At 53.1% G+C, this 18,845-nt stretch carries 21 protein-coding genes and 1 other annotated feature; of the genes, 10 read left to right on the forward strand and 11 right to left on the reverse strand.

The genetic code is table 11. The features are described 5' to 3' along the window. Position 1 precedes the first annotated feature (1 nt). The 7 genes from pheT to thrS all read right to left on the reverse strand — a co-directional run bounded on the left by pheT (position 2) and on the right by thrS (position 6,870). On the reverse strand, positions 2-2,389 hold the full coding sequence (gene pheT / locus AB6731_RS06730; protein ID WP_371006073.1) for a phenylalanine--tRNA ligase subunit beta: 2,388 nt from the start codon (positions 2,387-2,389) through the stop codon (positions 2-4). Between the two features lie 15 nt (positions 2,390-2,404). Beyond that, positions 2,405-3,388 carry a phenylalanine--tRNA ligase subunit alpha gene (gene pheS, locus AB6731_RS06735; protein WP_020884406.1) on the reverse strand — a complete coding sequence of 328 codons (984 nt, stop codon included), beginning with the start codon at positions 3,386-3,388 and terminating at the stop codon, positions 2,405-2,407. Positions 3,389-3,450: 62 nt separating this feature from the next. After that, positions 3,451-3,575: a sequence feature (Phe leader region), on the reverse strand. Next, the gene (gene pheM, locus AB6731_RS06740) at positions 3,526-3,570 is read right to left on the reverse strand and encodes a pheST operon leader peptide PheM (protein WP_001386830.1); all 45 of its coding nucleotides are present in this window, start codon (positions 3,568-3,570) and stop codon (positions 3,526-3,528) included. Its footprint overlaps the feature before it by 45 nt. Before the next feature lie 118 nt (positions 3,576-3,693). Then, positions 3,694-4,050, reverse strand: coding sequence for a 50S ribosomal protein L20 (rplT, locus tag AB6731_RS06745; protein WP_000124850.1), 357 nt, complete (start codon positions 4,048-4,050; stop codon positions 3,694-3,696). A 50-nt stretch (positions 4,051-4,100) separates the two neighbouring features. Further along, positions 4,101-4,298 (reverse strand): 50S ribosomal protein L35, encoded by a 198-nt coding sequence (gene rpmI, locus AB6731_RS06750; protein ID WP_003030583.1) that lies wholly within the window; start codon positions 4,296-4,298, stop codon positions 4,101-4,103. A gap of 97 nt (positions 4,299-4,395) precedes the next feature. After that, a complete protein-coding gene (gene infC, locus AB6731_RS06755) occupies positions 4,396-4,938 on the reverse strand; it encodes a translation initiation factor IF-3 (RefSeq protein WP_023616141.1) in 543 nt (180 codons plus the stop codon). A 3-nt stretch (positions 4,939-4,941) separates the two neighbouring features. Next, positions 4,942-6,870, reverse strand: a complete 1,929-nt coding sequence (gene thrS / locus AB6731_RS06760; protein ID WP_014169692.1) for a threonine--tRNA ligase — start codon at positions 6,868-6,870, stop codon at positions 4,942-4,944. A gap of 323 nt (positions 6,871-7,193) precedes the next feature. Here thrS and yncL point away from each other — a divergent pair, with 323 nt between their 5' ends. Together yncL and yniD are read left to right on the forward strand one after the other, a co-directional pair. Further along, complete coding sequence (gene yncL, locus AB6731_RS06765) at positions 7,194-7,286, forward strand: stress response membrane protein YncL (RefSeq protein WP_021241082.1); 93 nt, start codon at positions 7,194-7,196, stop codon at positions 7,284-7,286. A gap of 99 nt (positions 7,287-7,385) precedes the next feature. Continuing rightward, positions 7,386-7,493 (forward strand): small membrane protein YniD, encoded by a 108-nt coding sequence (gene yniD, locus AB6731_RS06770; RefSeq protein WP_008500658.1) that lies wholly within the window; start codon positions 7,386-7,388, stop codon positions 7,491-7,493. A 198-nt stretch (positions 7,494-7,691) separates the two neighbouring features. Here yniD and AB6731_RS06775 read toward each other — a convergent pair whose 3' ends face one another. Next, complete coding sequence (locus AB6731_RS06775) at positions 7,692-7,925, reverse strand: hypothetical protein (protein ID WP_014169691.1); 234 nt, start codon at positions 7,923-7,925, stop codon at positions 7,692-7,694. Between the two features lie 272 nt (positions 7,926-8,197). Continuing rightward, positions 8,198-8,956: a YdiY family protein gene (locus AB6731_RS06780; protein WP_025204400.1), complete on the reverse strand. Its 759-nt coding sequence runs from the start codon at positions 8,954-8,956 to the stop codon at positions 8,198-8,200. Positions 8,957-9,251: 295 nt separating this feature from the next. Here AB6731_RS06780 and pfkB point away from each other — a divergent pair, with 295 nt between their 5' ends. The 3 genes from pfkB (at position 9,252) to AB6731_RS06795 (ending at position 11,545) form a co-directional block, all read left to right on the forward strand. Then, complete coding sequence (gene pfkB / locus AB6731_RS06785; RefSeq protein WP_151712264.1) at positions 9,252-10,184, forward strand: 6-phosphofructokinase II; 933 nt, start codon at positions 9,252-9,254, stop codon at positions 10,182-10,184. Positions 10,185-10,288: 104 nt separating this feature from the next. Further along, on the forward strand, positions 10,289-10,579 hold the full coding sequence (gene ghoS / locus AB6731_RS06790; RefSeq protein WP_050736661.1) for a type V toxin-antitoxin system endoribonuclease antitoxin GhoS: 291 nt from the start codon (positions 10,289-10,291) through the stop codon (positions 10,577-10,579). 105 nt (positions 10,580-10,684) lie between these two features. Further along, positions 10,685-11,545, forward strand: a complete 861-nt coding sequence (locus AB6731_RS06795) for a fructosamine kinase family protein (protein WP_014169687.1) — start codon at positions 10,685-10,687, stop codon at positions 11,543-11,545. A gap of 36 nt (positions 11,546-11,581) precedes the next feature. On the opposite strand, the gene AB6731_RS06800 is transcribed toward AB6731_RS06795, so the two are convergent. Further along, entirely contained in the window at positions 11,582-12,118 is a 537-nt protein-coding gene (locus AB6731_RS06800; RefSeq protein ID WP_014169686.1) for a YniB family protein, read from the reverse strand. A gap of 148 nt (positions 12,119-12,266) precedes the next feature. On the opposite strand from AB6731_RS06800, the gene hxpB reads away from it, so the two are divergent. From hxpB to AB6731_RS06820, 4 genes are all read left to right on the forward strand, one after another. Next, positions 12,267-12,938 (forward strand): hexitol phosphatase HxpB, encoded by a 672-nt coding sequence (hxpB, locus tag AB6731_RS06805; RefSeq protein WP_371006074.1) that lies wholly within the window; start codon positions 12,267-12,269, stop codon positions 12,936-12,938. Positions 12,939-13,068: 130 nt separating this feature from the next. Next, a complete protein-coding gene (gene kduD, locus AB6731_RS06810) occupies positions 13,069-13,830 on the forward strand; it encodes a 2-dehydro-3-deoxy-D-gluconate 5-dehydrogenase KduD (protein WP_371006075.1) in 762 nt (253 codons plus the stop codon). A gap of 93 nt (positions 13,831-13,923) precedes the next feature. After that, entirely contained in the window at positions 13,924-14,514 is a 591-nt protein-coding gene (locus AB6731_RS06815; protein WP_020884412.1) for a metal-dependent hydrolase, read from the forward strand. A gap of 127 nt (positions 14,515-14,641) precedes the next feature. After that, positions 14,642-16,033, forward strand: coding sequence for an L-cystine transporter (locus tag AB6731_RS06820; RefSeq protein ID WP_014169681.1), 1,392 nt, complete (start codon positions 14,642-14,644; stop codon positions 16,031-16,033). A 48-nt stretch (positions 16,034-16,081) separates the two neighbouring features. Here the strand turns inward: AB6731_RS06820 and cedA are convergent, their stop codons facing one another. Then, positions 16,082-16,336: a cell division activator CedA gene (gene cedA / locus AB6731_RS06825; RefSeq protein WP_071605472.1), complete on the reverse strand. Its 255-nt coding sequence runs from the start codon at positions 16,334-16,336 to the stop codon at positions 16,082-16,084. A 187-nt stretch (positions 16,337-16,523) separates the two neighbouring features. Between cedA and katE the strand changes: the two genes are divergently transcribed. Beyond that, complete coding sequence (gene katE / locus AB6731_RS06830) at positions 16,524-18,773, forward strand: catalase HPII (protein WP_020884413.1); 2,250 nt, start codon at positions 16,524-16,526, stop codon at positions 18,771-18,773. Positions 18,774-18,845: the final 72 nt, after the last annotated feature.

The raw sequence follows: 18,845 nt of genomic DNA on the forward strand, positions 1-18,845 counted from the left end.
TTCAATCCCTCAATGATGCCTGGAATCGCTCTTTTAATGCCTCTACACATTTGGCGACGGTAGCGGCAATCTCCTCTTCTTCGAGTGTACGGCTGGTATCCTGAAGGATAAGGCTAATAGCGAGGCTCTTGAAACCTTCTGCTACGCCCTTGCCGCGGTACACGTCAAATAAGTTTACGCCAACTACCTGATTTACGCCAACTTTCTTACATTCGGCCAAAATATCTGCTGCGGGCACATTTTCCGCGACCACAACCGCGATATCACGGCGGTTTGCAGGGAAGCGTGAGACGTCGCGGGCCTGAGGAATGACGCGGTCTGCAACCGGGCTCCATTCCAGCTCGAACACGATGGTACGGCCGTTCAGGTCCAGCTTGCGCTCCAGCTCAGGATGAACAACGCCAATGAAACCAATGCGTTTGCCGTCTAAATAGATAGCCGCGCTCTGGCCTGGATGCAGCGCAGGGATCGCTTCTGCACGGAATTCAATTTCAGATAATTTACCGGTCAGATCGAGAATTGCTTCCAGATCTCCCTTCATATCGTAGAAATCAACCGTGCCTTTTGCCAGGTCCCAGTGCTCTTCGTAACGGTTACCGCTGATGGCACCAGCCAGCATGAGATCCTGACGGATGCCTAAATTTGCCTGATTATCCGGTACAAAGCGTAAACCACTTTCGAAAATTCGCACGCGGTTTTGCTGACGGTTCTGGTTGTAAACGGTAGTTCCCAGCAGACCGGTCCACAGGGACAGGCGCATCGCGGACATTTCGCTGGAGATTGGGCTTGGCAGGATCAGCGCCTCCTGGCCCGGATGGATCATCTGCTGCAGTTTTGGATCAACAAAGCTGTAGGTGATCACTTCCTGATAGCCTTTGTCGTTCAGCATGGTTTTCACACGCTTAAGAGACAAATCTGCTTCACGGTGGCTTCCCATCACCAGACCCGCCTGAACAGGCTCATCGGGGATGTTGTTGTAGCCATATACGCGAGCCACTTCTTCCACCAGATCTTCTTCGATCTCCATGTCGAAACGCCAGGATGGCGCAACGGCTTTCCACTCGTCCTGCCCTTCGGTCACGTCACAACCCAGGCGGCGAAGGATATCGCTGACCTGTGCGTCAGCAACATGGTGACCAATCAGACGATCCAGCTTGCTACGACGCAGGGTAATGGTCGCACGCTTCGGCAACGTCGCTTCGTGGGTGACGTCGATAACCGGGCCCGCTTCACCGCCGCAGATGTCGATCAGCAGACGCGTCGCACGCTCCATCGCTTTGTGCTGCAGTGCCGGATCGACGCCACGCTCATAACGGTGAGAGGCATCGGTATGCAGGCCGTGACGACGTGCACGACCGGTGATAGAGAGCGGGCTGAAAAACGCACACTCCAGCAGAACGTTTTGCGTTTCATCGTTTACACCGGAGTGTTCGCCACCGAAGATACCGCCCATCGCCAGCGCTTTAACGTGGTCCGCGATCACCAGCGTATCAGCATTCAGTTTTGCTTCGCTGCCGTCGAGCAGAACCAGGGTTTCGCCCTCTTTCGCCATACGCACCACAATACCGCCTTCGATACGATCTTTATCGAACGCGTGCATCGGCTGACCCAGCTCCAGCAGAACATAGTTGGTCACATCAACGACGGCGTCGATAGAACGAATACCACAGCGACGCAGCTTCTCTTTCATCCACAGCGGGGTTGGCGCTTTTACGTTGATGCCTTTCACCACACGACCAAGGTAGCGTGGGCACGCATCAGCGGCTTCAACCTGAATCGGCAGTGTGTCACTGATGGTAGCGTCAACCGGTACGATTTCCGGTACGTTCAGTTCAGTCTGGTTCAGCACGGCCACATCGCGGGCCACGCCGATAATGCCTAAGCAGTCCGCACGGTTTGGCGTCACGCTGATTTCAATGGTGTTGTCATCAAGTTTCAGGTATTCGCGGATGTCGGTACCAATAGGCGCATCAAGCGGCAGCTCAATGATGCCATTGTGATCGTCGGAAATACCCAGCTCAGAGAACGAACACAGCATGCCTTCAGACGGCTCACCGCGCAGTTTCGCTGCTTTAATTTTAAAATCGCCCGGCAGTACAGCCCCCACGGTCGCCACGGCCACTTTCAGGCCCTGACGGCAGTTTGGCGCGCCGCAGACGATATCCAGCAGGCGATCGCCGCCTACGTTAATTTTTGTCACACGCAGCTTGTCAGCGTTAGGGTGCTGACCGCACTCAACCACTTCGCCCACAACGACGCCATTGAAAGCGCCAGAAACCGGCTCAACACCGTCAACTTCCAGACCCGCCATGGTGATCTGGTTGGAAAGCGCTTCGCTATCAAGCGTGGTGTTCACCCATTCGCGTAACCACAGTTCACTGAATTTCATTGTTCTGTCCTGCCCTTATTTAAACTGTTTGAGGAAACGCAGATCGTTTTCGAAGAATGCACGCAAATCGGTCACGCCATAGCGCAGCATTGTCAGACGCTCCATGCCCATACCGAACGCAAAGCCGGAGTAGACTTCTGGATCGATACCCACGTTGCGCAGAACGTTTGGATGCACCATGCCGCAGCCCAGCACTTCCAGCCATTTGCCGTTTTTACCCATCACGTCAACTTCCGCAGACGGTTCAGTGAACGGGAAGTAGGACGGACGGAAACGAACCTGCAGGTCTTCCTCAAAGAAGTTGTTCAGGAAATCGTGCAGCGTACCTTTCAGGTTGGTAAAGCTGATGTTCTTATCAACAATCAGGCCTTCCATCTGATGGAACATCGGGGTATGGGTCTGATCGTAGTCGTTACGGTACACGCGGCCCGGTGCGATAATGCGGATCGGGGGTTCCTGTTCCTTCATGGTACGGATCTGAACGCCCGAGGTCTGAGTACGCAGCAGACGGGTGGCGTCGAACCAGAAAGTGTCGTGGTCAGCACGTGCCGGATGATGGCCTGGAATGTTGAGGGCGTCGAAGTTGTGGTAATCATCTTCGATTTCCGGGCCAGTCGCCACGGTAAAGCCGAGCTCACCGAAGAAACTTTCAATGCGATCAATGGTGCGGGTAACCGGATGCAGGCCACCGTTTTCAATACGGCGACCCGGCAGGGAGACATCGATAGTCTCTGCCGCCAGACGCGCATTCAGCACCGCGCTTTCCAGCTCAGCTTTGCGCGCGTTCAGTGCCTGTTGCACCTGCTCTTTGGCTTCGTTAATGACCGCACCCGCTGCCGGGCGTTCCTCTGGCGGCAGTTCACGCAGGGTTGTCATTTGAAGGGTCAAATGCCCTTTCTTACCGAGATATTCGACGCGGACATTGTCTAACGCGGCAACATCTGAGGCCTGATTAATGGCGGCTGTTGCACTGGCAACCAGCTCTGCGAGATGTGACATGATTTTCCTCATTATGTCGGTGCAGACACCGATTTGGTGGAGTTATTCTCTCGAATTTAGACACAAAAAAAGCCTCCATCAGGAGGCTTATCTGGCGCTGTTTTTCGTTTCATCTTTCACGCGCTAGCCTCCTGAATTCAGGTGCTAAAGTAAAAGAAGAAGCGGAAAATAGCAGCATTCATGCTTGCGTTACCTTGTGTGGTAAAAAACCGTTAAGACCTTATTGAAAAGGTTGCACGGGTAAAAGTCAATCTTCTGATGGTGTTAAATGAAAAGAGGGAGCGAAGCCCCCTCTTTCAACTGGCTTATGCCAGTGCTGCTTTCGCTTTTTCGACCAGAGCGGTGAACGCTACTTTGTCGAATACTGCGATGTCAGCCAGGATCTTACGGTCGATTTCAACAGAGGCTTTTTTCAGGCCGTTGATGAATTTGCTGTAAGAAATACCGTTCTGACGTGCTGCTGCGTTGATACGCGCAATCCACAGTTGACGGAACTGACGCTTACGTTGACGACGGTCACGGTAAGCGTACTGACCTGCTTTGATAACAGCCTGGAAGGCAACGCGGTATACGCGTGAACGCGCACCGTAGTAGCCTTTAGCTTGTTTCAAAATTTTCTTGTGACGTGCACGTGCAATTACACCACGTTTTACGCGAGCCATATGTGCTCTCCTGTATCTATATTCTTAGTAAAAAATTAAACGTTAACGGCTTATGCGTACGGCAGGCACGCGATAACCAGACCCAGATCGCCTTTAGAAACAAGGCCTTTTGGACGCAGGTGACGTTTACGCTTAGTAGATTTTTTGGTCAGAATATGACGCAGGTTTGCGTGCTTACGCTTAAATCCACCACCACCGGTTTTTTTGAAGCGCTTAGCAGCACCGCGTACGGTCTTAATTTTTGGCATCTTAATTACTTCCACTTCGCATTGTTAAATAAACGAAACATAGGCGAACAAAACCTATGAGACCCGAAGGCTCCACAGGTTTTGCTGCTTGAAGGCCTTACTGTTTCTTCTTAGGAGCGAGCACCATGATCATCTGGCGGCCTTCGATCTTCGTAGGGAAGGATTCGACTACTGCCAGTTCACTCAGATCGTCACGGACGCGGTTAAGCACTTCCATACCAATCTGTTGGTGGGCCATCTCACGACCGCGGAAACGCAGTGTGATCTTGGCCTTATCGCCATCTTCCAGAAAGCGAATCAGGCTGCGGAGTTTTACCTGATAATCGCCATCGTCGGTACCAGGACGGAATTTAATTTCCTTAACCTGGATAACTTTTTGCTTTTTCTTCTGTTCCTTAGAAGACTTACTCTTTTCATAAAGGAACTTGCCGTAGTCCATGATACGACAAACTGGCGGTTCGGCGTTAGGGCTGATTTCAACTAAATCTACTCCAGCTTCTTCAGCCTTTTCGATCGCTTCTCTCAGACTCACAATCCCCAGCTGCTCGCCTTCCAGACCTGTTAAGCGAACTTCCTGGGCGCGAATCTCGCCATTGATACGATTCGGACGTGCCGTTTGAACTCGTTTTCCGCCTTTAATACCTTATTCCTCCAGTTGTTGAAGACTGCGGCTGCGAATCTCTTGTTGCAGCTTCTCAATCACTTCACTTACGTCCAGGCTCCCCAGGTCTTTACCACGGCGGGTGCGAACGGCAACTTTGCCTGCTTCCACCTCTTTATCACCACAGACCAACATATACGGGACACGACGTAAAGTGTGCTCGCGGATTTTAAAGCCAATCTTCTCATTTCTCAAGTCTGCTTTTACGCGAATGCCCGCATTTTGTAGTTTCTGCGTCAATTCTTTAACGTATTCAGCCTGAGAATCGGTAATGTTCATCACCACGACCTGCACTGGCGCAAGCCAGGTTGGGAAGAAGCCGGCAAACTCTTCAGTCAGGATGCCGATGAAGCGCTCCAGAGAACCGAGGATTGCACGGTGAATCATAACCGGTACCTGACGTTCGTTGTCTTCGCCAACATAAGAGGCGCTTAAACGCTGCGGCAGGGAGAAGTCCAGCTGTACAGTACCGCACTGCCATGCACGATCGAGGCAGTCATACAGGGTAAATTCAATTTTCGGACCGTAGAATGCGCCCTCGCCCAGCTGGTATTCGAACGGAATGCCGTTCTCTTCCAGCGCCACGGCGAGATCCGCCTCTGCGCGATCCCAGGTCTCATCGCTACCGATACGTTTTTCCGGACGCGTTGAGAGTTTGACAACGATCTTCTCGAAGCCAAAGGTGCTGTACATATCGTAGACCATACGAATACAGGCGTTAACTTCATCACGAACCTGATCTTCAGTACAGAAGATATGCGCATCATCCTGAGTAAAGCCACGAACACGCATCAGACCGTGCAGTGCACCTGATGGCTCGTTACGGTGGCAGCTACCGAACTCTGCCATACGCAGCGGCAGATCGCGGTAGGATTTCAGACCCTGGTTGAAGATCTGAACGTGGCCCGGGCAGTTCATTGGCTTAATGCAGTATTCACGGTTCTCAGAAGAGGTGGTGAACATCGCATCTTTGTAGTTGTCCCAGTGGCCGGTTTTTTCCCACAGCACACGGTCCATCATGAACGGGCCTTTCACTTCCTGATACTGGTACTCTTTCAGCTTGGAGCGTACGAACGTTTCCAGTTCACGGAAGATAGTCCAGCCGTCATTGTGCCAGAACACCATACCCGGCGCTTCTTCCTGCATGTGGTACAGGTCAAGCTGCTTACCGATTTTACGGTGGTCACGTTTAGCCGCCTCTTCCAGGCGCTGCAGGTAGGCGTTAAGGGCTTTTTTATCGGCCCACGCGGTACCATAGATACGCTGCAACATCTTGTTGTTGCTATCGCCACGCCAGTAGGCGCCCGCGATTTTCATCAGCTTAAAGTGATGACAGAAGCGCATGTTCGGCACGTGCGGTCCACGGCACATGTCGACGTATTCTTCGTGATGGTACAAGCCAGGCTTGTCATCATGAGAGATGTTTTCATCAAGAATAGAGACTTTATAGCTTTCGCCACGCTTCACGAAGGTTTCACGCGCTTCGTGCCAGCTGACTTTCTTCTTAATGACGTCATAGTTAGTTTCGGCGAGCTCGTGCATACGTTTTTCGAGCGCGTCGATATCTTCCTGAGTCAGGGTATGGTCAAGATCAACGTCATAGTAGAAACCGTTGTCGATAACCGGACCGATCGCCATTTTGGTGTTCGGCCACAGCTGTTTGATCGCATGACCTAACAGGTGCGCGCAGGAGTGACGAATGATCTCCAGACCTTCTTCGTCTTTCGCTGTGATGATAGACAGCTGCGCATCGCTTTCAATCAGGTCAGATGCATCAACCAGCTCACCATTAACACGGCCAGCGATGGTTGCTTTCGCGAGTCCAGGACCAATGTCCAGGGCAACATCCATTGGGCTTACAGCGTGGTCGTAATGGCGTTGGCTGCCATCAGGAAGAGTAATTACAGGCATTTTATATCCTTATTTGCAGTGATGCCCCACACATAAGAGCATATACAAAGAAAATAATCGTGATTTGACAATAGATTACGACACCATCTGACCAACAATCGTCAAATTGGCTCGCGATCATTCACCCGCCGAAAATCAGATAAATGCGGATTTACGGCAAGCCCTGCAATGGTAACACTAACAAAAGAGAGATTGCACCCTTTGCGGGCAGATTGCTGCGCTGGCACTTTCGCATGAATTTGCAGGGCGCATATCTCCGGTGCTCGCATTCCAGAGATGCTGGGCTACTCTTGAACAAGTCTTTAAACCCAAAGGTGCATACCATGAACGTATCAAGTAGAACGGTTGTGATATTGAACATCCTTTCAGCCACCGGTTTATTGTTGATTCTTGCAGAACGATTCCACTGGTTCTAACCGAACCGGAAGCAGGCATAACCTGATTCACCACTGGAGAAGGGGCATTTCCCCGCCCTGTTTGGTAGACTGTTCGCATCAACTTACAAGGATCAGGTTATGCCAACAAAACGATTTGCCGTAAAACACTGGAAAATGGTACTGGTGCTGATTGCCATCTGCGGCGCGATGCTGCTTCTGCGTTGGGCGGCAATGATTTGGGGCTGAATGTGGATATAAATAACTGCGCAGGGAATAACATCGTTATCCGTAATACCCTTTTGCGGACATTCACCGCCAGGACGAAATACGGACGATACGTTTACGTCAAATAGGTTTACCGCGAAAAAACCGGTACCACAAAATCCGGTTTTTTTGGCGCGTTGAATTAGCGTTTAAACGTCAATAACAACACGGCAAAACCCATCAGGACCATTCACCTGCAACCAGTTTATGGACGTCAAAAGCATCATTCATAGACTGACCTGTGGACTGAGAGGCTGGCGCGATGTTAGATCCGGCTTCAACGTCAGCGGCTTTCGCAATGCCGATTTGGCTGTGGGTCTCACTGGCTGTCGGGGTGGTTTCATCAGCAGCAAACACGCCAAAAGACAGTGCGGAAAGCACCATCGCTGCTGCGGCAGTTTTGATTTTTTTCATAATGTTTTTTCTCTTTCTACATTTAATGCTAATAATGCTAAATACCTTAAGGCCGAATTCTGCCCGTGCTAAGAGTGTAGATCCAGATCACACTTTTGCCTAGCCTGTCACGTTATCAATTCGTGTCAAATAAGCCGAAAATTAATGAAAATGCATTATGAAGAAATTATGAAGATATCAGCAGACCAGATATTTCAAAACAGCGTTTAATATAAAACAGCACAGTTTCAAAAAATAAAAAACGGGCCGATAGCGTAATCGGCCCGAGAATATTACATTTTATAACCCAGTGAAACCGTGGTTCTGCGGTCGGTATGATCCGGAGCAGAATCAGGAGGAGAAGAGTTCCAGGTGACGTTGTAGGCCACTTTCAGGCCGAAGTGTTCGTTGATGGCCACGTTCAGCGCTGTTTCTGAGTTCAGCGTCGTATCGTCGGCACCAAACACAGACACCCCCTGGGTAAATTTGGTGTTGTCAGTCATCTGCCAGGCATAGGTGCCGGAAGCGTAACCGAGCGGTTGAGTTTTGGTTTCGCCGTCGGTGTACTCGTCGTAGCGCACGCCTGGACCGAATTCAAAACGTAAACTGTGTACCGGACCGTTCAGGAACTGACGACCGTAACCGGCAGTGAACACATCACGCTGGCGATAGCCGTTGTAACGGTCAGTTAACCAGCTGGCCTGACCAAACAGGTAGTCAAAGTCGGTCATGTTGTAACGGCTACGTCCGCCAACCGCATATTTCTCGGAAGAGCGTTCGTCATTCGCGGAGGTGTTACTGGCATTTCCCCACAGAGACCAGGCGGTGGTATTACCGTACCAGGTCAGCGTACTGTCCGCCGTGAGAGAGGAGCTTTTCGTGTTACCGGATTGTGCAAGATAGCCAGCGTTCAGGTTACCTTCAAACGGTTTTTGCGCGGTGGCTGGATCGTCCATGACAGTAAAAACGGAATCATCTGCGGTCGCGTTCATTGCAGCAAACACGCCACCCGCCAGCATCAGTGCAGCGGGTACTGTCTTCAAAAGCTTCATTTTATTAAGGAGTCCGTACAACAAAAAAAGAGACCACACGGTCCCGGAAACTTTCTTGAGGATCAATGACAAGGCGTCCAGAGAAAGGTAACAAATTATAAAAAGCCGCAAATAACATAGCAATGATTTCTTATTTCATTTTTTGAATAAGAACGATCTCAAAAAGCGTTTTATTTTATATAAGCCGCAGCAGACTTTATGTCAGTATTCATATTTAAAATCATACTGTTATTTACATTGCCTTCCTGACAAATGGTGCCAGACTAAAAGGAACCCACGCTAAAAGGAGGTAATGATGGTTTCTATCTACACCCTGACGCTCTCCCCTTCCCTCGACTCCGCCACCCTGACGCCCCAGATTTACCCGGAAGGTAAATTGCGCTGCAGCGCCCCGGTGTTTGAGCCCGGCGGCGGCGGTATCAATGTGGCGCGAGCCATAACGCACCTCGGTGGAAAGGCGACAGCAATTTTCCCCGCAGGCGGCGCGACCGGTGAGCACCTGGTCTCTCTGCTGGCCGATGAACAGGTGGCCTCGCAGACCGTCGAGTCCAAAGACTGGACGCGGCAAAACCTGCATGTGCACGTGGAGTCCAGCGGCGAGCAATACCGTTTCGTCATGCCGGGTGCAAAACTCAATGAAGATGAGTTTCGTCAGCTTGAAGAGAAGGTGCTGGCCATTGAGAGCGGTGCTCTGCTGGTGATAAGCGGCAGCCTGCCGCCCGGTGTCAGCACGGAAAAACTGACGGCGCTGATTCGGGCCGCGCAGCAACGCGGTATCCGCTGCATTGTCGACAGCAGCGGCGAGGCGCTGCAGGCAGCCCTGACGCCGGGCAATCTTGAGCTGGTTAAACCCAATCAGAAAGAGTTAAGCGCGCTGGTGAACCGCGAACTGAACCAGCCAGACGATGTCCTCACCGCCGCGCAGGAATTGGTTCACAGCGGCAAAGCGCGACGGGTTGTGGTCTCCCTTGGCCCACAAGGTGCCCTGGCCGTGGACGAAACGGGGTCCGTTCAGGTTGTTCCGCCGCCGATGAAAAGCCAGAGTACCGTGGGCGCAGGTGATAGCATGGTTGGAGCGATGACCCTGAAACTGGCCCAGGGTGCTTCATTACTGGAGATGACACGCTACGGCGTCGCAGCGGGTAGCGCTGCCACCATCAACCAGGGCACACGTCTCTGTTCGCTTAGCGACACGCAAAAAATCGTCGATTACCTGTCCCGAAATTAATCCCCCTTTCCCCTTCTCTGTGAAGGGGAAATACGCGCCATAGTCGCCAAACGCAGCCTATCGACTATGCTAAGAAAACTTCCAAGATAACAATGAGGTGAATTATGAGCAGTGGTGACATCACCCGCTACGTCGTTACCATCAACATTCATCAAGCGTCGCTGACCGAGCTTAATGAGCTCAACAACGCCTTTACCCGGGCCAATTTCCTGCTCACACTCACGGATGACGAGGGCAATATCCATGATTTAGGCACCCTGACGTTTGGCCTGATCAGCGCCCTGAGTAAAGAAGAGGTTCACGCTCTGGCGGCCAGTCTGGTCGAAAGCGTGACCGACAAAGCGGCAGAAATTGATCTTGATACCTGGGAAAACTGGCAGAAAAAAGAACAATAAGTGCCCTGCATGAATTTAAACCGCTCAGGTGTGCGTTAGTTCGTATTTTTTTACCGCAATTATGCGCTAACTTTATGATCTGGCAGACAACATGGGAGAGACAACATGTGGCAGGCTATCAGTCATCTTTTAAGTGAGCAACTGGGTGAAGGTGAAATTGAACTGCGGAACGAGCTGCCAGGCGGAGAAATCCACGCCGCATGGCACTTACGCTACGCCGGGCGCGATCTCTTTGTTAAATGCGATGAGCGAGAGCTGCTTCCGATTTTCACCGCCGAAGCCGACCAGCTGGAACTGTTGTCGCGCAGTAAAACGGTGACGGTCCCGCAGGTCTGGGCCGTGGGCAGCGACCGCGACTACAGTTTTCTGGTCATGGAATTTCTTCCTGCCCGCCCGTTAGACGCCCATAACGCCTTCATTCTCGGCCAACAGTTAGCGCGACTGCATCAATGGAGCGACCAGCCGCAGTTTGGTCTCGATTTTGACAACGACCTCTCCACCACCCCACAACCCAATGCCTGGCAACGACGCTGGTCGACATTCTTTGCTGAGCAACGCATTGGCTGGCAGCTGGAACTGGCTGCGGAGAAAGGTCTGGAGTTTGGCAATATCGATGCCATCGTCGAACATATTCAGCAGCGTCTGGCATCCCACCAGCCTCAGCCGTCTCTGCTGCACGGTGATTTGTGGTCAGATAACTGCGCGCTGGGTCCTGACGGCCCCTATATCTTCGACCCGGCCTGTTACTGGGGCGACAGGGAGTGTGACCTGGCGATGCTGCCACTGCACCCTGAGCAACCGCCGCAAATTTACGACGGGTATCAGTCCGTTCTGCCTCTGCCGCAGGGTTTTCTTGAGCGCCAGCCGGTGTATCAGCTCTACACACTGATGAACCGCGCCATTCTGTTTGGCGGAGAGCATCTGGTCAATGCCCAGAGGGCACTTGAACGTGTGCTTGCCGCGTAATGGCGGGACGGGTGGCTATGTCGCCACCCTCATCGGTTACAGAAATCCCAACAGCGAAAAGAAGAAGTAACCCGCCACGATGATAATGACTGGCAGGATATACAGCGGGAAAATTTGCAGGAAAATGGTGTGACGCGGCACAACAATGCGGGACTCAATCTGCTCGCGGCTCATTCCTTCCGGGCCTTTCGCCTGTTCCAGAATCATCTGGTCTTCCACACCTTCGCGTAAAAAGCGCGTCTGACGGCTCATGCGTGCGCCAGAGGCCTGCAACGCCATACCAATAAAGATCAGCGCGTAGATCACCCAAAACCCGAGATTCAACTGCTGATGAAAATTCGGCGTCGGCGAATTGAACCAAAAGACATTCAGAAACGGCGTGTTAAAACGCATCATTTCAATCATGACATGAGCAAAATCAAGCATTACCGCATTAATACCTGGCTGTTTTTCACTGTGATCGTACATAAATTTGAGCACAGAGATCAGCGTCGAAATGACGGCTGGAATAAAAATTACCCAGCCAGCAATACGTTTTAAGACAGCAATGCGTCCAGCTTGTTGATACGTCATCAGTTCCCCTTCATAAAGACGCGTTATTTCTGCCTAAGTCTACCTGCTGACCATCATTTTCGCCCGCTCTTTAAAGGCAATATGCTAAATTGCAGAGTGCACTTAGCATTTATCGTCTGTCGTACACCCTGGATAAGGAGACGTTGTGATGTCGACACCGCGCCAGATTCTTGCCGCAATTTTTGACATGGATGGATTACTGATCGATTCCGAACCGTTGTGGGATCGCGCCGAACTGGACGTTATCGCCAGCCTGGGCGTTGATATCAGCCGCCGTAATGAACTTCCGGATACGCTTGGTCTGCGCATCGATATGGTGGTGGACCTGTGGTATGCCCAGCAGCCGTGGGGAGGACCCGATCGCGACGAAGTCACCGCGCGCATTATCAGCCGCGCCATCTCACTGGTGGAAGAGAGCAAGCCCCTGCTGCCCGGCGTGCGTGAAGCCGTCGCGCTGTGCAAAGCGCAGGGGTTGAAAGTTGGCCTGGCGTCAGCTTCACCGCTGCATATGCTGGAAAAAGTACTGACCATGTTTGAGCTGCGCGACAGCTTCGACGCGCTGGCCTCAGCGGAAACGTTGCCATACAGCAAGCCGCACCCGCAGGTCTATCTCGACTGTGCCGCTAAGCTCGGTCTTGATCCCCTCTGCTGTGTCGCGCTGGAAGATTCCGTTAACGGAATGGTGGCCTCGAAGGCCGCGCGCATGCGTTCGATTGTTGTTCCCGCGGAGGAAGGCCGACACGATCCCCGTTTTGCCCTTGCCGACGTAAAGCTGAACTCACTGGTTGAGCTGACGGCGCAGCACCTGCGCGGCGAGTAACCCGCCCCTTTCAGGCAGCGTCAGGCTGCCTGCTTTAAAAACAAAACATCGTTTCATTTTGTTTGCTTTTCTTATCCCCCGCTTCTATCCTTAGCGTCAGAATGACAATAACCTTACTTCTGAGGCGCGTATGATACTGGATAACTTCACTCTGTCAGGAAAAGTGGCCATCGTCACCGGATGCGATACCGGTCTGGGACAAGCCATGGCCATTGCGCTGGCGCAGGCGGGATGCGACATCGTGGGTATTAACCGCAAAGCGCCGGAGGAAACGGCTGCCTGCATTAGCGCACTCGGAAGGCGGTTCAGGGCGATTCGGGCCGACCTCAGTCAGCAGGAGAGTCTTCAGAACGTTGTTGACAGCGCGGTGGCTGAGATGGGGCGAGTCGATATTCTGGTGAACAATGCCGGGACCATACGCCGTGAAGATGCTCTCGCGTTCAGCGAAAAGGACTGGGACGACGTCATCAACCTGAATCTGAAATCGCTTTTTTTCCTCTCCCAGGCCGTGGCTAAACAGTTTATAGCGCAGGGCCAGGGCGGGAAAATCATTAATATCGCCTCGATGCTCTCATTCCAGGGCGGCATCCGCGTGCCCTCTTACACCGCGTCCAAAAGCGGCGTGTTGGGGATCACGCGTCTGCTGGCGAATGAATGGGCGACGCACGGCATCAATGTTAACGCCATCGCGCCAGGCTACATGGCGACCAACAACACTCAGCAACTGCGAGATGACCAGCAGCGCAGCCAGGAGATCCTCGACCGGATACCTGCCGGGCGCTGGGGAGTTCCGGAAGACCTGCAGGGACCGGTGGTCTTTTTAGCCTCCGCCGCCTCGGATTACGTGAACGGTCATACGTTAGCCGTCGACGGGGGCTGGCTGGCGCGCTAGGCGCATTTGTGACATACAGTTACACCGTCACCTCTTTCGTCTACTGTATAAAAACCCTATACTGTATGAATTGACAGTTTTGTGGGTTTTATCATGACGGCGGAAGGCCATCTGCTTTTTTCCATTGCGTGCGCAGTTTTTGCCAAAAACGCTGAACTTACCCCTGTGCTCGCACAGGGGGACTGGTGGCATATTGTCCCGTCCGCCGTGTTGACCTGTCTGCTGCCCGATATCGACCATCCAAAGTCATTCCTGGGACAGCGCCTAAAGTGGATATCAAAACCCATCGCCCGCGCGTTTGGTCACCGTGGGTTTACCCACAGCCTGCTGGCCGTATTCGGCCTGCTCACCCTGTTCTATTTAAAAGTCCCTGAGAGCTGGATAGTGCCCGCCGATGCTATCCAGGGAATGGTGCTGGGTTATTTAAGCCATATCCTTGCCGATATGCTGACGCCTGCGGGCGTGCCGCTGCTCTGGCCATGCCGCTGGCGTTTCCGTTTGCCCATTCTTGCGCCGCAGAAAGGTAATCAGCTTGAGCGTGTGTTGTGTATGGCGCTCTTTGCCTACGCCGTCTGGATGCCGCAAACCTTGCCCGAAAACAGTGCAGTGCGCTGGTCATCCCAGATGATCAATTCGCTGCAATTTCAGTTTAATCGGTTCATTAATCACCAGATTGAACACTAAGCACACAAATTATTTCCATTTGTCATAACCCATTCCATTTGGATATAAGCGCCACATCACACTTCTGATAATCTTGCGCCAACAGGATCGGTAAAAACCGACCGTATAATAAATCAGGAGAACGGGGATGAATTTTCCACTCATCGCGAACATTGTGGTGTTCGTTGTATTGCTATTGCTTCTCGCGCAGGCGCGCCACAAACAGTGGAGCCTCGCGAAGAAAGTGCTGGTTGGTCTGGCCATGGGTGTCGTGTTTGGTCTGGCGTTGCAGGCTATTTACGGCTCCGATAATCCAGTTCTGAAAGATTCTATTCAGTGGTTCAACATCGTCGGTAACGGCTATGTCCAGCTGCTGCAGATGATCGTTATGCCGCTGGTGTTTGCCTCTATTCTGAGCGCCGTTGCCCGTCTGCATAACGCCACCCAATTGGGTAAAATCAGCTTCCTGACCATCGGTACGCTGCTATTTACCACGCTGATTGCAGCTCTGGTCGGTGTGCTGGTCACCAACCTGTTCGGGCTGACCGCTGAAGGTCTGGTCCAGGGTACGGCTGAAACGGCGCGTCTTACCGCGATTCAGACCAACTACGTGGGTAAAGTCGCTGACCTGACGGTGCCACAGATGGTGCTTTCTTTCGTGCCGAAGAACCCGTTTGCTGACCTGACCGGTGCCAGCCCAACCTCCATTATCAGCGTGGTGATCTTTGCGGCCTTCCTCGGTGTGGCGGCGCTGAAGCTGCTGAAAGACGACGCGCCGAAAGGCGAGCGCGTGCTGGTGGCTATCGATACCCTGCAAAGCTGGGTAATGAAGCTGGTCCGTCTGGTGATGCAGTTGACCCCTTACGGTGTTCTGGCGCTGATGACCAAAGTGGTTGCCGGCTCTAACCTGCAGGACATCATTAAGCTGGGTAGCTTCGTCGTCGCCTCTTATCTGGGTCTGGGCATTATGTTCGTGGTGCACGGTATCCTGCTGGGCGTCAATGGCGTTAGCCCGCTGAAATACTTCCGTAAAGTGTGGCCGGTACTGACCTTTGCGTTCACCAGCCGTTCCAGCGCCGCGTCTATTCCGCTGAACGTTGAAGCGCAGACCCGTCGTCTGGGCGTACCGGAATCTATTGCCAGCTTCTCTGCCTCCTTTGGTGCCACCATTGGTCAGAACGGTTGCGCAGGTCTCTACCCTGCAATGCTGGCGGTAATGGTTGCTCCGACCGTGGGTATCAACCCACTGGATCCCGTTTGGATTGCCACGCTGGTCGGGATTGTTACCATCAGCTCCGCAGGCGTTGCGGGTGTTGGCGGTGGCGCAACCTTCGCCGCGCTGATTGTCCTGCCGGCCCTGGGTCTGCCGGTGACGCTGGTTGCCCTGCTGATCTCCGTTGAGCCGCTGATCGACATGGGTCGTACTGCGCTGAACGTGAGCGGTTCCATGACCGCCGGTACGTTGACCAGCCAGTGGCTGAAGCAGACCGATAAAACCATTCTGGAAAGTGAAGACGACGCTGAACTGGCGCACCGTTAATCACGGATGAATAAAAAAAACCGCCTGATGGCGGTTTTTTTTTGGCTGTTATTCTTCAATCTCTTCATCCTGGCGGACCTGGTTCGCCCATCGCTGGGCCGACTCCGGCCCCGAAAACGCGGGCGAACGGCGGAAGTGTTCTCCCATCAGAACAAACGCTACGTATTTACCGCGCAGTTGCCAGACATCACGAAAACCATCCACCTTCAGGGCGTGTTCGGGCGGCGCGGGTTCGACGCGGGGCACGTAGCTAATGACAGGGCGGTTTTGTTGACGAAAAGGTTTCATAAGCGACGGGTTCACTAAAGCACATTCTGGAAGCAGGAAAATTCTATGATAGCCGATCCTCCCCCCACGCGTCGCGCCCTGCATCGCTCTGATAGCGCATTCCTTAACCAGGTCATCTGAAAACTCTTAGTTCGCCCGCCCTTTCGCCACATTGTTCTATAGTTAACAAGGTTTTTAGCAATGGATAAAGGAGAAGCGTGCAATGTCGAACAAAGATAAAACACATCAATCACCCATTCATGGCACTGAAGAATCTCAACCAGGCATGGACTCTCTGGCCCCAGCGGATGGCTCTCACCGCCCATCCCCCGGCCCTTCCGCACCTGGCGAACAGCCTACCGCGCCGGGAAGTATGAAATCCCCGGATACCGGAAACGAGAAGCTGAAATCCCTTGAGTCCCACCGTAAAGGCGGCGAAGGTTTTGCACTTACCACCAACCAGGGCGTGCGCATTGCTGACGATCAGAACTCGCTGCGTGCGGGAACGCGCGGACCAACCCTGCTGGAAGACTTTATTCTGCGGGAAAAAATCACCCATTTTGACCATGAACGTATACCTGAGCGCATCGTTCACGCGCGTGGCTCCGCGGCACACGGCTACTTCCAGCCCTACAAAAGCCTTAAAGAGATAACCAAAGCGGATTTCCTTTCCGATCCGGACAAAATCACACCGGTCTTTGTCCGCTTTTCTACCGTGCAGGGCGGCGCGGGTTCGGCAGATACCGTGCGTGATATCCGCGGCTTCGCCACCAAATTTTATACCGAAGAGGGTATTTTCGATCTCGTCGGCAATAACACCCCGGTGTTCTTCATTCAGGATGCGCATAAATTTCCTGACTTTGTCCATGCGGTAAAACCGGAGCCCCACTGGGCCATACCGCAGGGACAAAGTGCGCATGACACCTTCTGGGATTATGTCTCACTGCAGCCAGAAACGTTACACAACGTGATGTGGGCGATGTCAGACCGGGGCATTCCGCGCAGCTACCGCACGATGGAAGGGTTTGGTATTCATACCTTCAGGATGATCAACGCGGACGGGAAAGCCACATTCGTACGCTTCCACTGGAAGCCTGTGGCGGGCAAAGCCTCGCTGGTGTGGGATGAAGCCCAGAAGCTGACCGGGCGCGATCCGGACTTCCACCGTCGTGAGCTGTGGGAGTCGATTGAAGCCGGTGACTTCCCGGAATATGAACTGGGGTTACAGCTGATCCCGGAAGAGGATGAGTTTAACTTCGATTTCGATCTTCTCGACCCGACAAAGCTGATCCCAGAGGAGCTGGTGCCGGTTCAGCTGGTGGGTAAAATGGTGCTCAACCGTAACCCGGACAATTTCTTTGCCGAAAATGAGCAGGTCGCGTTCCACCCGGGGCATATCGTTCCGGGGCTGGATTTCACGAACGATCCCCTCCTGCAGGGGCGGTTGTTCTCCTATACCGATACGCAGATCAGTCGCCTTGGCGGGCCCAACTTCCACGAAATTCCGATTAACCGTCCAACCTGCCCGTACCACAATTTCCAGCGCGACGGGATGCATCGCCAGGATATCGATACCAATCCGGCTAACTATGAGCCGAACTCCATCAACGATAACTGGCCGCGCGAAACGCCGCCTGGACCGAAACGCGGTGGTTTTGAGTCGTACCAGGAGCGCATCGATGGCAATAAAATCCGCGAGCGTAGCCCGTCATTCGGCGAGTATTATGCCCAACCTCGCCTGTTCTGGAACAGCCAGACGCCGATCGAGCAACAGCACATTATCGGTGGCTTTAGCTTTGAACTGAGCAAAGTGGTGCGGACTTACATCCGCGAGCGCGTGGTCGATCAGCTCGCCCATATCGATATTCAGCTTGCCCAGAGCGTGGCGGATAACCTTGGCATTACGCTGACGGATGAGCAACGCAATGCGGCCCCACCGAAAGACGTTAACGGCCTGAAGAAAGATCCGTCCCTGAGTCTGTATGCGGTGCCGGGTGGCTCGATAAAAGGCCGGGTAGTGGCCATTCTGCTGAATGACAAAACCCGTGCCAGCGACGTGCTGGGGATTATGCAGGCGCTGAAAACCAAAGGCGTTCACGCCAAACTGCTCTATTCCCGCATGGGGGAAGTGACCGCCGACGACGGTTCAGTGCTCCCGGTTGCGGCCACTTTTGCCGGAGCACCATCGCTCACCGTTGATGCGGTGATTGTGCCGTGCGGCGACATCGACAGTCTGCTGAACAATGGCGATGCGATTTATTATCTGCTGGAAGCCTATAAGCACCTGAAGCCGATCGCCCTGTCCGGCGATGCGCGACAGTTTAAAGCGCACCTGAAGGTGGCTGAGCAAGGCGAAGATGGCATTGTCGAAGGCGATAACGTCGATGATGCGTTTATGACGAAGCTGTTCGATCTGCTCGCAGCGCACCGTGTGTGGTCACGCAGCAGTAAGATTGATCGTATACCGGCATAAAAGAAAAGCCGGGTCTGGCTTTGCCCGACCCGGCGCTGATTGACATCGTTTACTCAGCCCGGCAGGCACCGC

The organism is Enterobacter sp. RCC_40 (assembly GCF_041360735.1).
GTDB lineage: Bacteria > Pseudomonadota > Gammaproteobacteria > Enterobacterales > Enterobacteriaceae > Enterobacter > Enterobacter ludwigii.

Excerpts from the sequence above, each read along its gene's own strand:
- AB6731_RS06815 (WP_020884412.1), top strand. The coding sequence starts at position 13,924 with ATGACGGCGGAAGGCCATCTGCTTTTTTCCATTGCGTGCGCAGTTTTT.
- AB6731_RS06795 (WP_014169687.1), top strand. The coding sequence starts at position 10,685 with ATGTGGCAGGCTATCAGTCATCTTTTAAGTGAGCAACTGGGTGAAGGT.
- hxpB (WP_371006074.1), top strand. The coding sequence starts at position 12,267 with ATGTCGACACCGCGCCAGATTCTTGCCGCAATTTTTGACATGGATGGA.
- pfkB (WP_151712264.1), top strand. The coding sequence starts at position 9,252 with ATGGTTTCTATCTACACCCTGACGCTCTCCCCTTCCCTCGACTCCGCC.
- yncL (WP_021241082.1), top strand. The coding sequence starts at position 7,194 with ATGAACGTATCAAGTAGAACGGTTGTGATATTGAACATCCTTTCAGCC.
- AB6731_RS06800 (WP_014169686.1), bottom strand. The coding sequence starts at position 12,118 with ATGACGTATCAACAAGCTGGACGCATTGCTGTCTTAAAACGTATTGCT.
- thrS (WP_014169692.1), bottom strand. The coding sequence starts at position 6,870 with ATGCCTGTAATTACTCTTCCTGATGGCAGCCAACGCCATTACGACCAC.
- AB6731_RS06780 (WP_025204400.1), bottom strand. The coding sequence starts at position 8,956 with ATGAAGCTTTTGAAGACAGTACCCGCTGCACTGATGCTGGCGGGTGGC.
- pheS (WP_020884406.1), bottom strand. The coding sequence starts at position 3,388 with ATGTCACATCTCGCAGAGCTGGTTGCCAGTGCAACAGCCGCCATTAAT.
- yniD (WP_008500658.1), top strand. The coding sequence starts at position 7,386 with ATGCCAACAAAACGATTTGCCGTAAAACACTGGAAAATGGTACTGGTG.
- katE (WP_020884413.1), top strand. The coding sequence starts at position 16,524 with ATGTCGAACAAAGATAAAACACATCAATCACCCATTCATGGCACTGAA.
- AB6731_RS06775 (WP_014169691.1), bottom strand. The coding sequence starts at position 7,925 with ATGAAAAAAATCAAAACTGCCGCAGCAGCGATGGTGCTTTCCGCACTG.
- pheT (WP_371006073.1), bottom strand. The coding sequence starts at position 2,389 with ATGAAATTCAGTGAACTGTGGTTACGCGAATGGGTGAACACCACGCTT.
- ghoS (WP_050736661.1), top strand. The coding sequence starts at position 10,289 with ATGAGCAGTGGTGACATCACCCGCTACGTCGTTACCATCAACATTCAT.
- AB6731_RS06820 (WP_014169681.1), top strand. The coding sequence starts at position 14,642 with ATGAATTTTCCACTCATCGCGAACATTGTGGTGTTCGTTGTATTGCTA.
- rplT (WP_000124850.1), bottom strand. The coding sequence starts at position 4,050 with ATGGCTCGCGTAAAACGTGGTGTAATTGCACGTGCACGTCACAAGAAA.
- kduD (WP_371006075.1), top strand. The coding sequence starts at position 13,069 with ATGATACTGGATAACTTCACTCTGTCAGGAAAAGTGGCCATCGTCACC.
- rpmI (WP_003030583.1), bottom strand. The coding sequence starts at position 4,298 with ATGCCAAAAATTAAGACCGTACGCGGTGCTGCTAAGCGCTTCAAAAAA.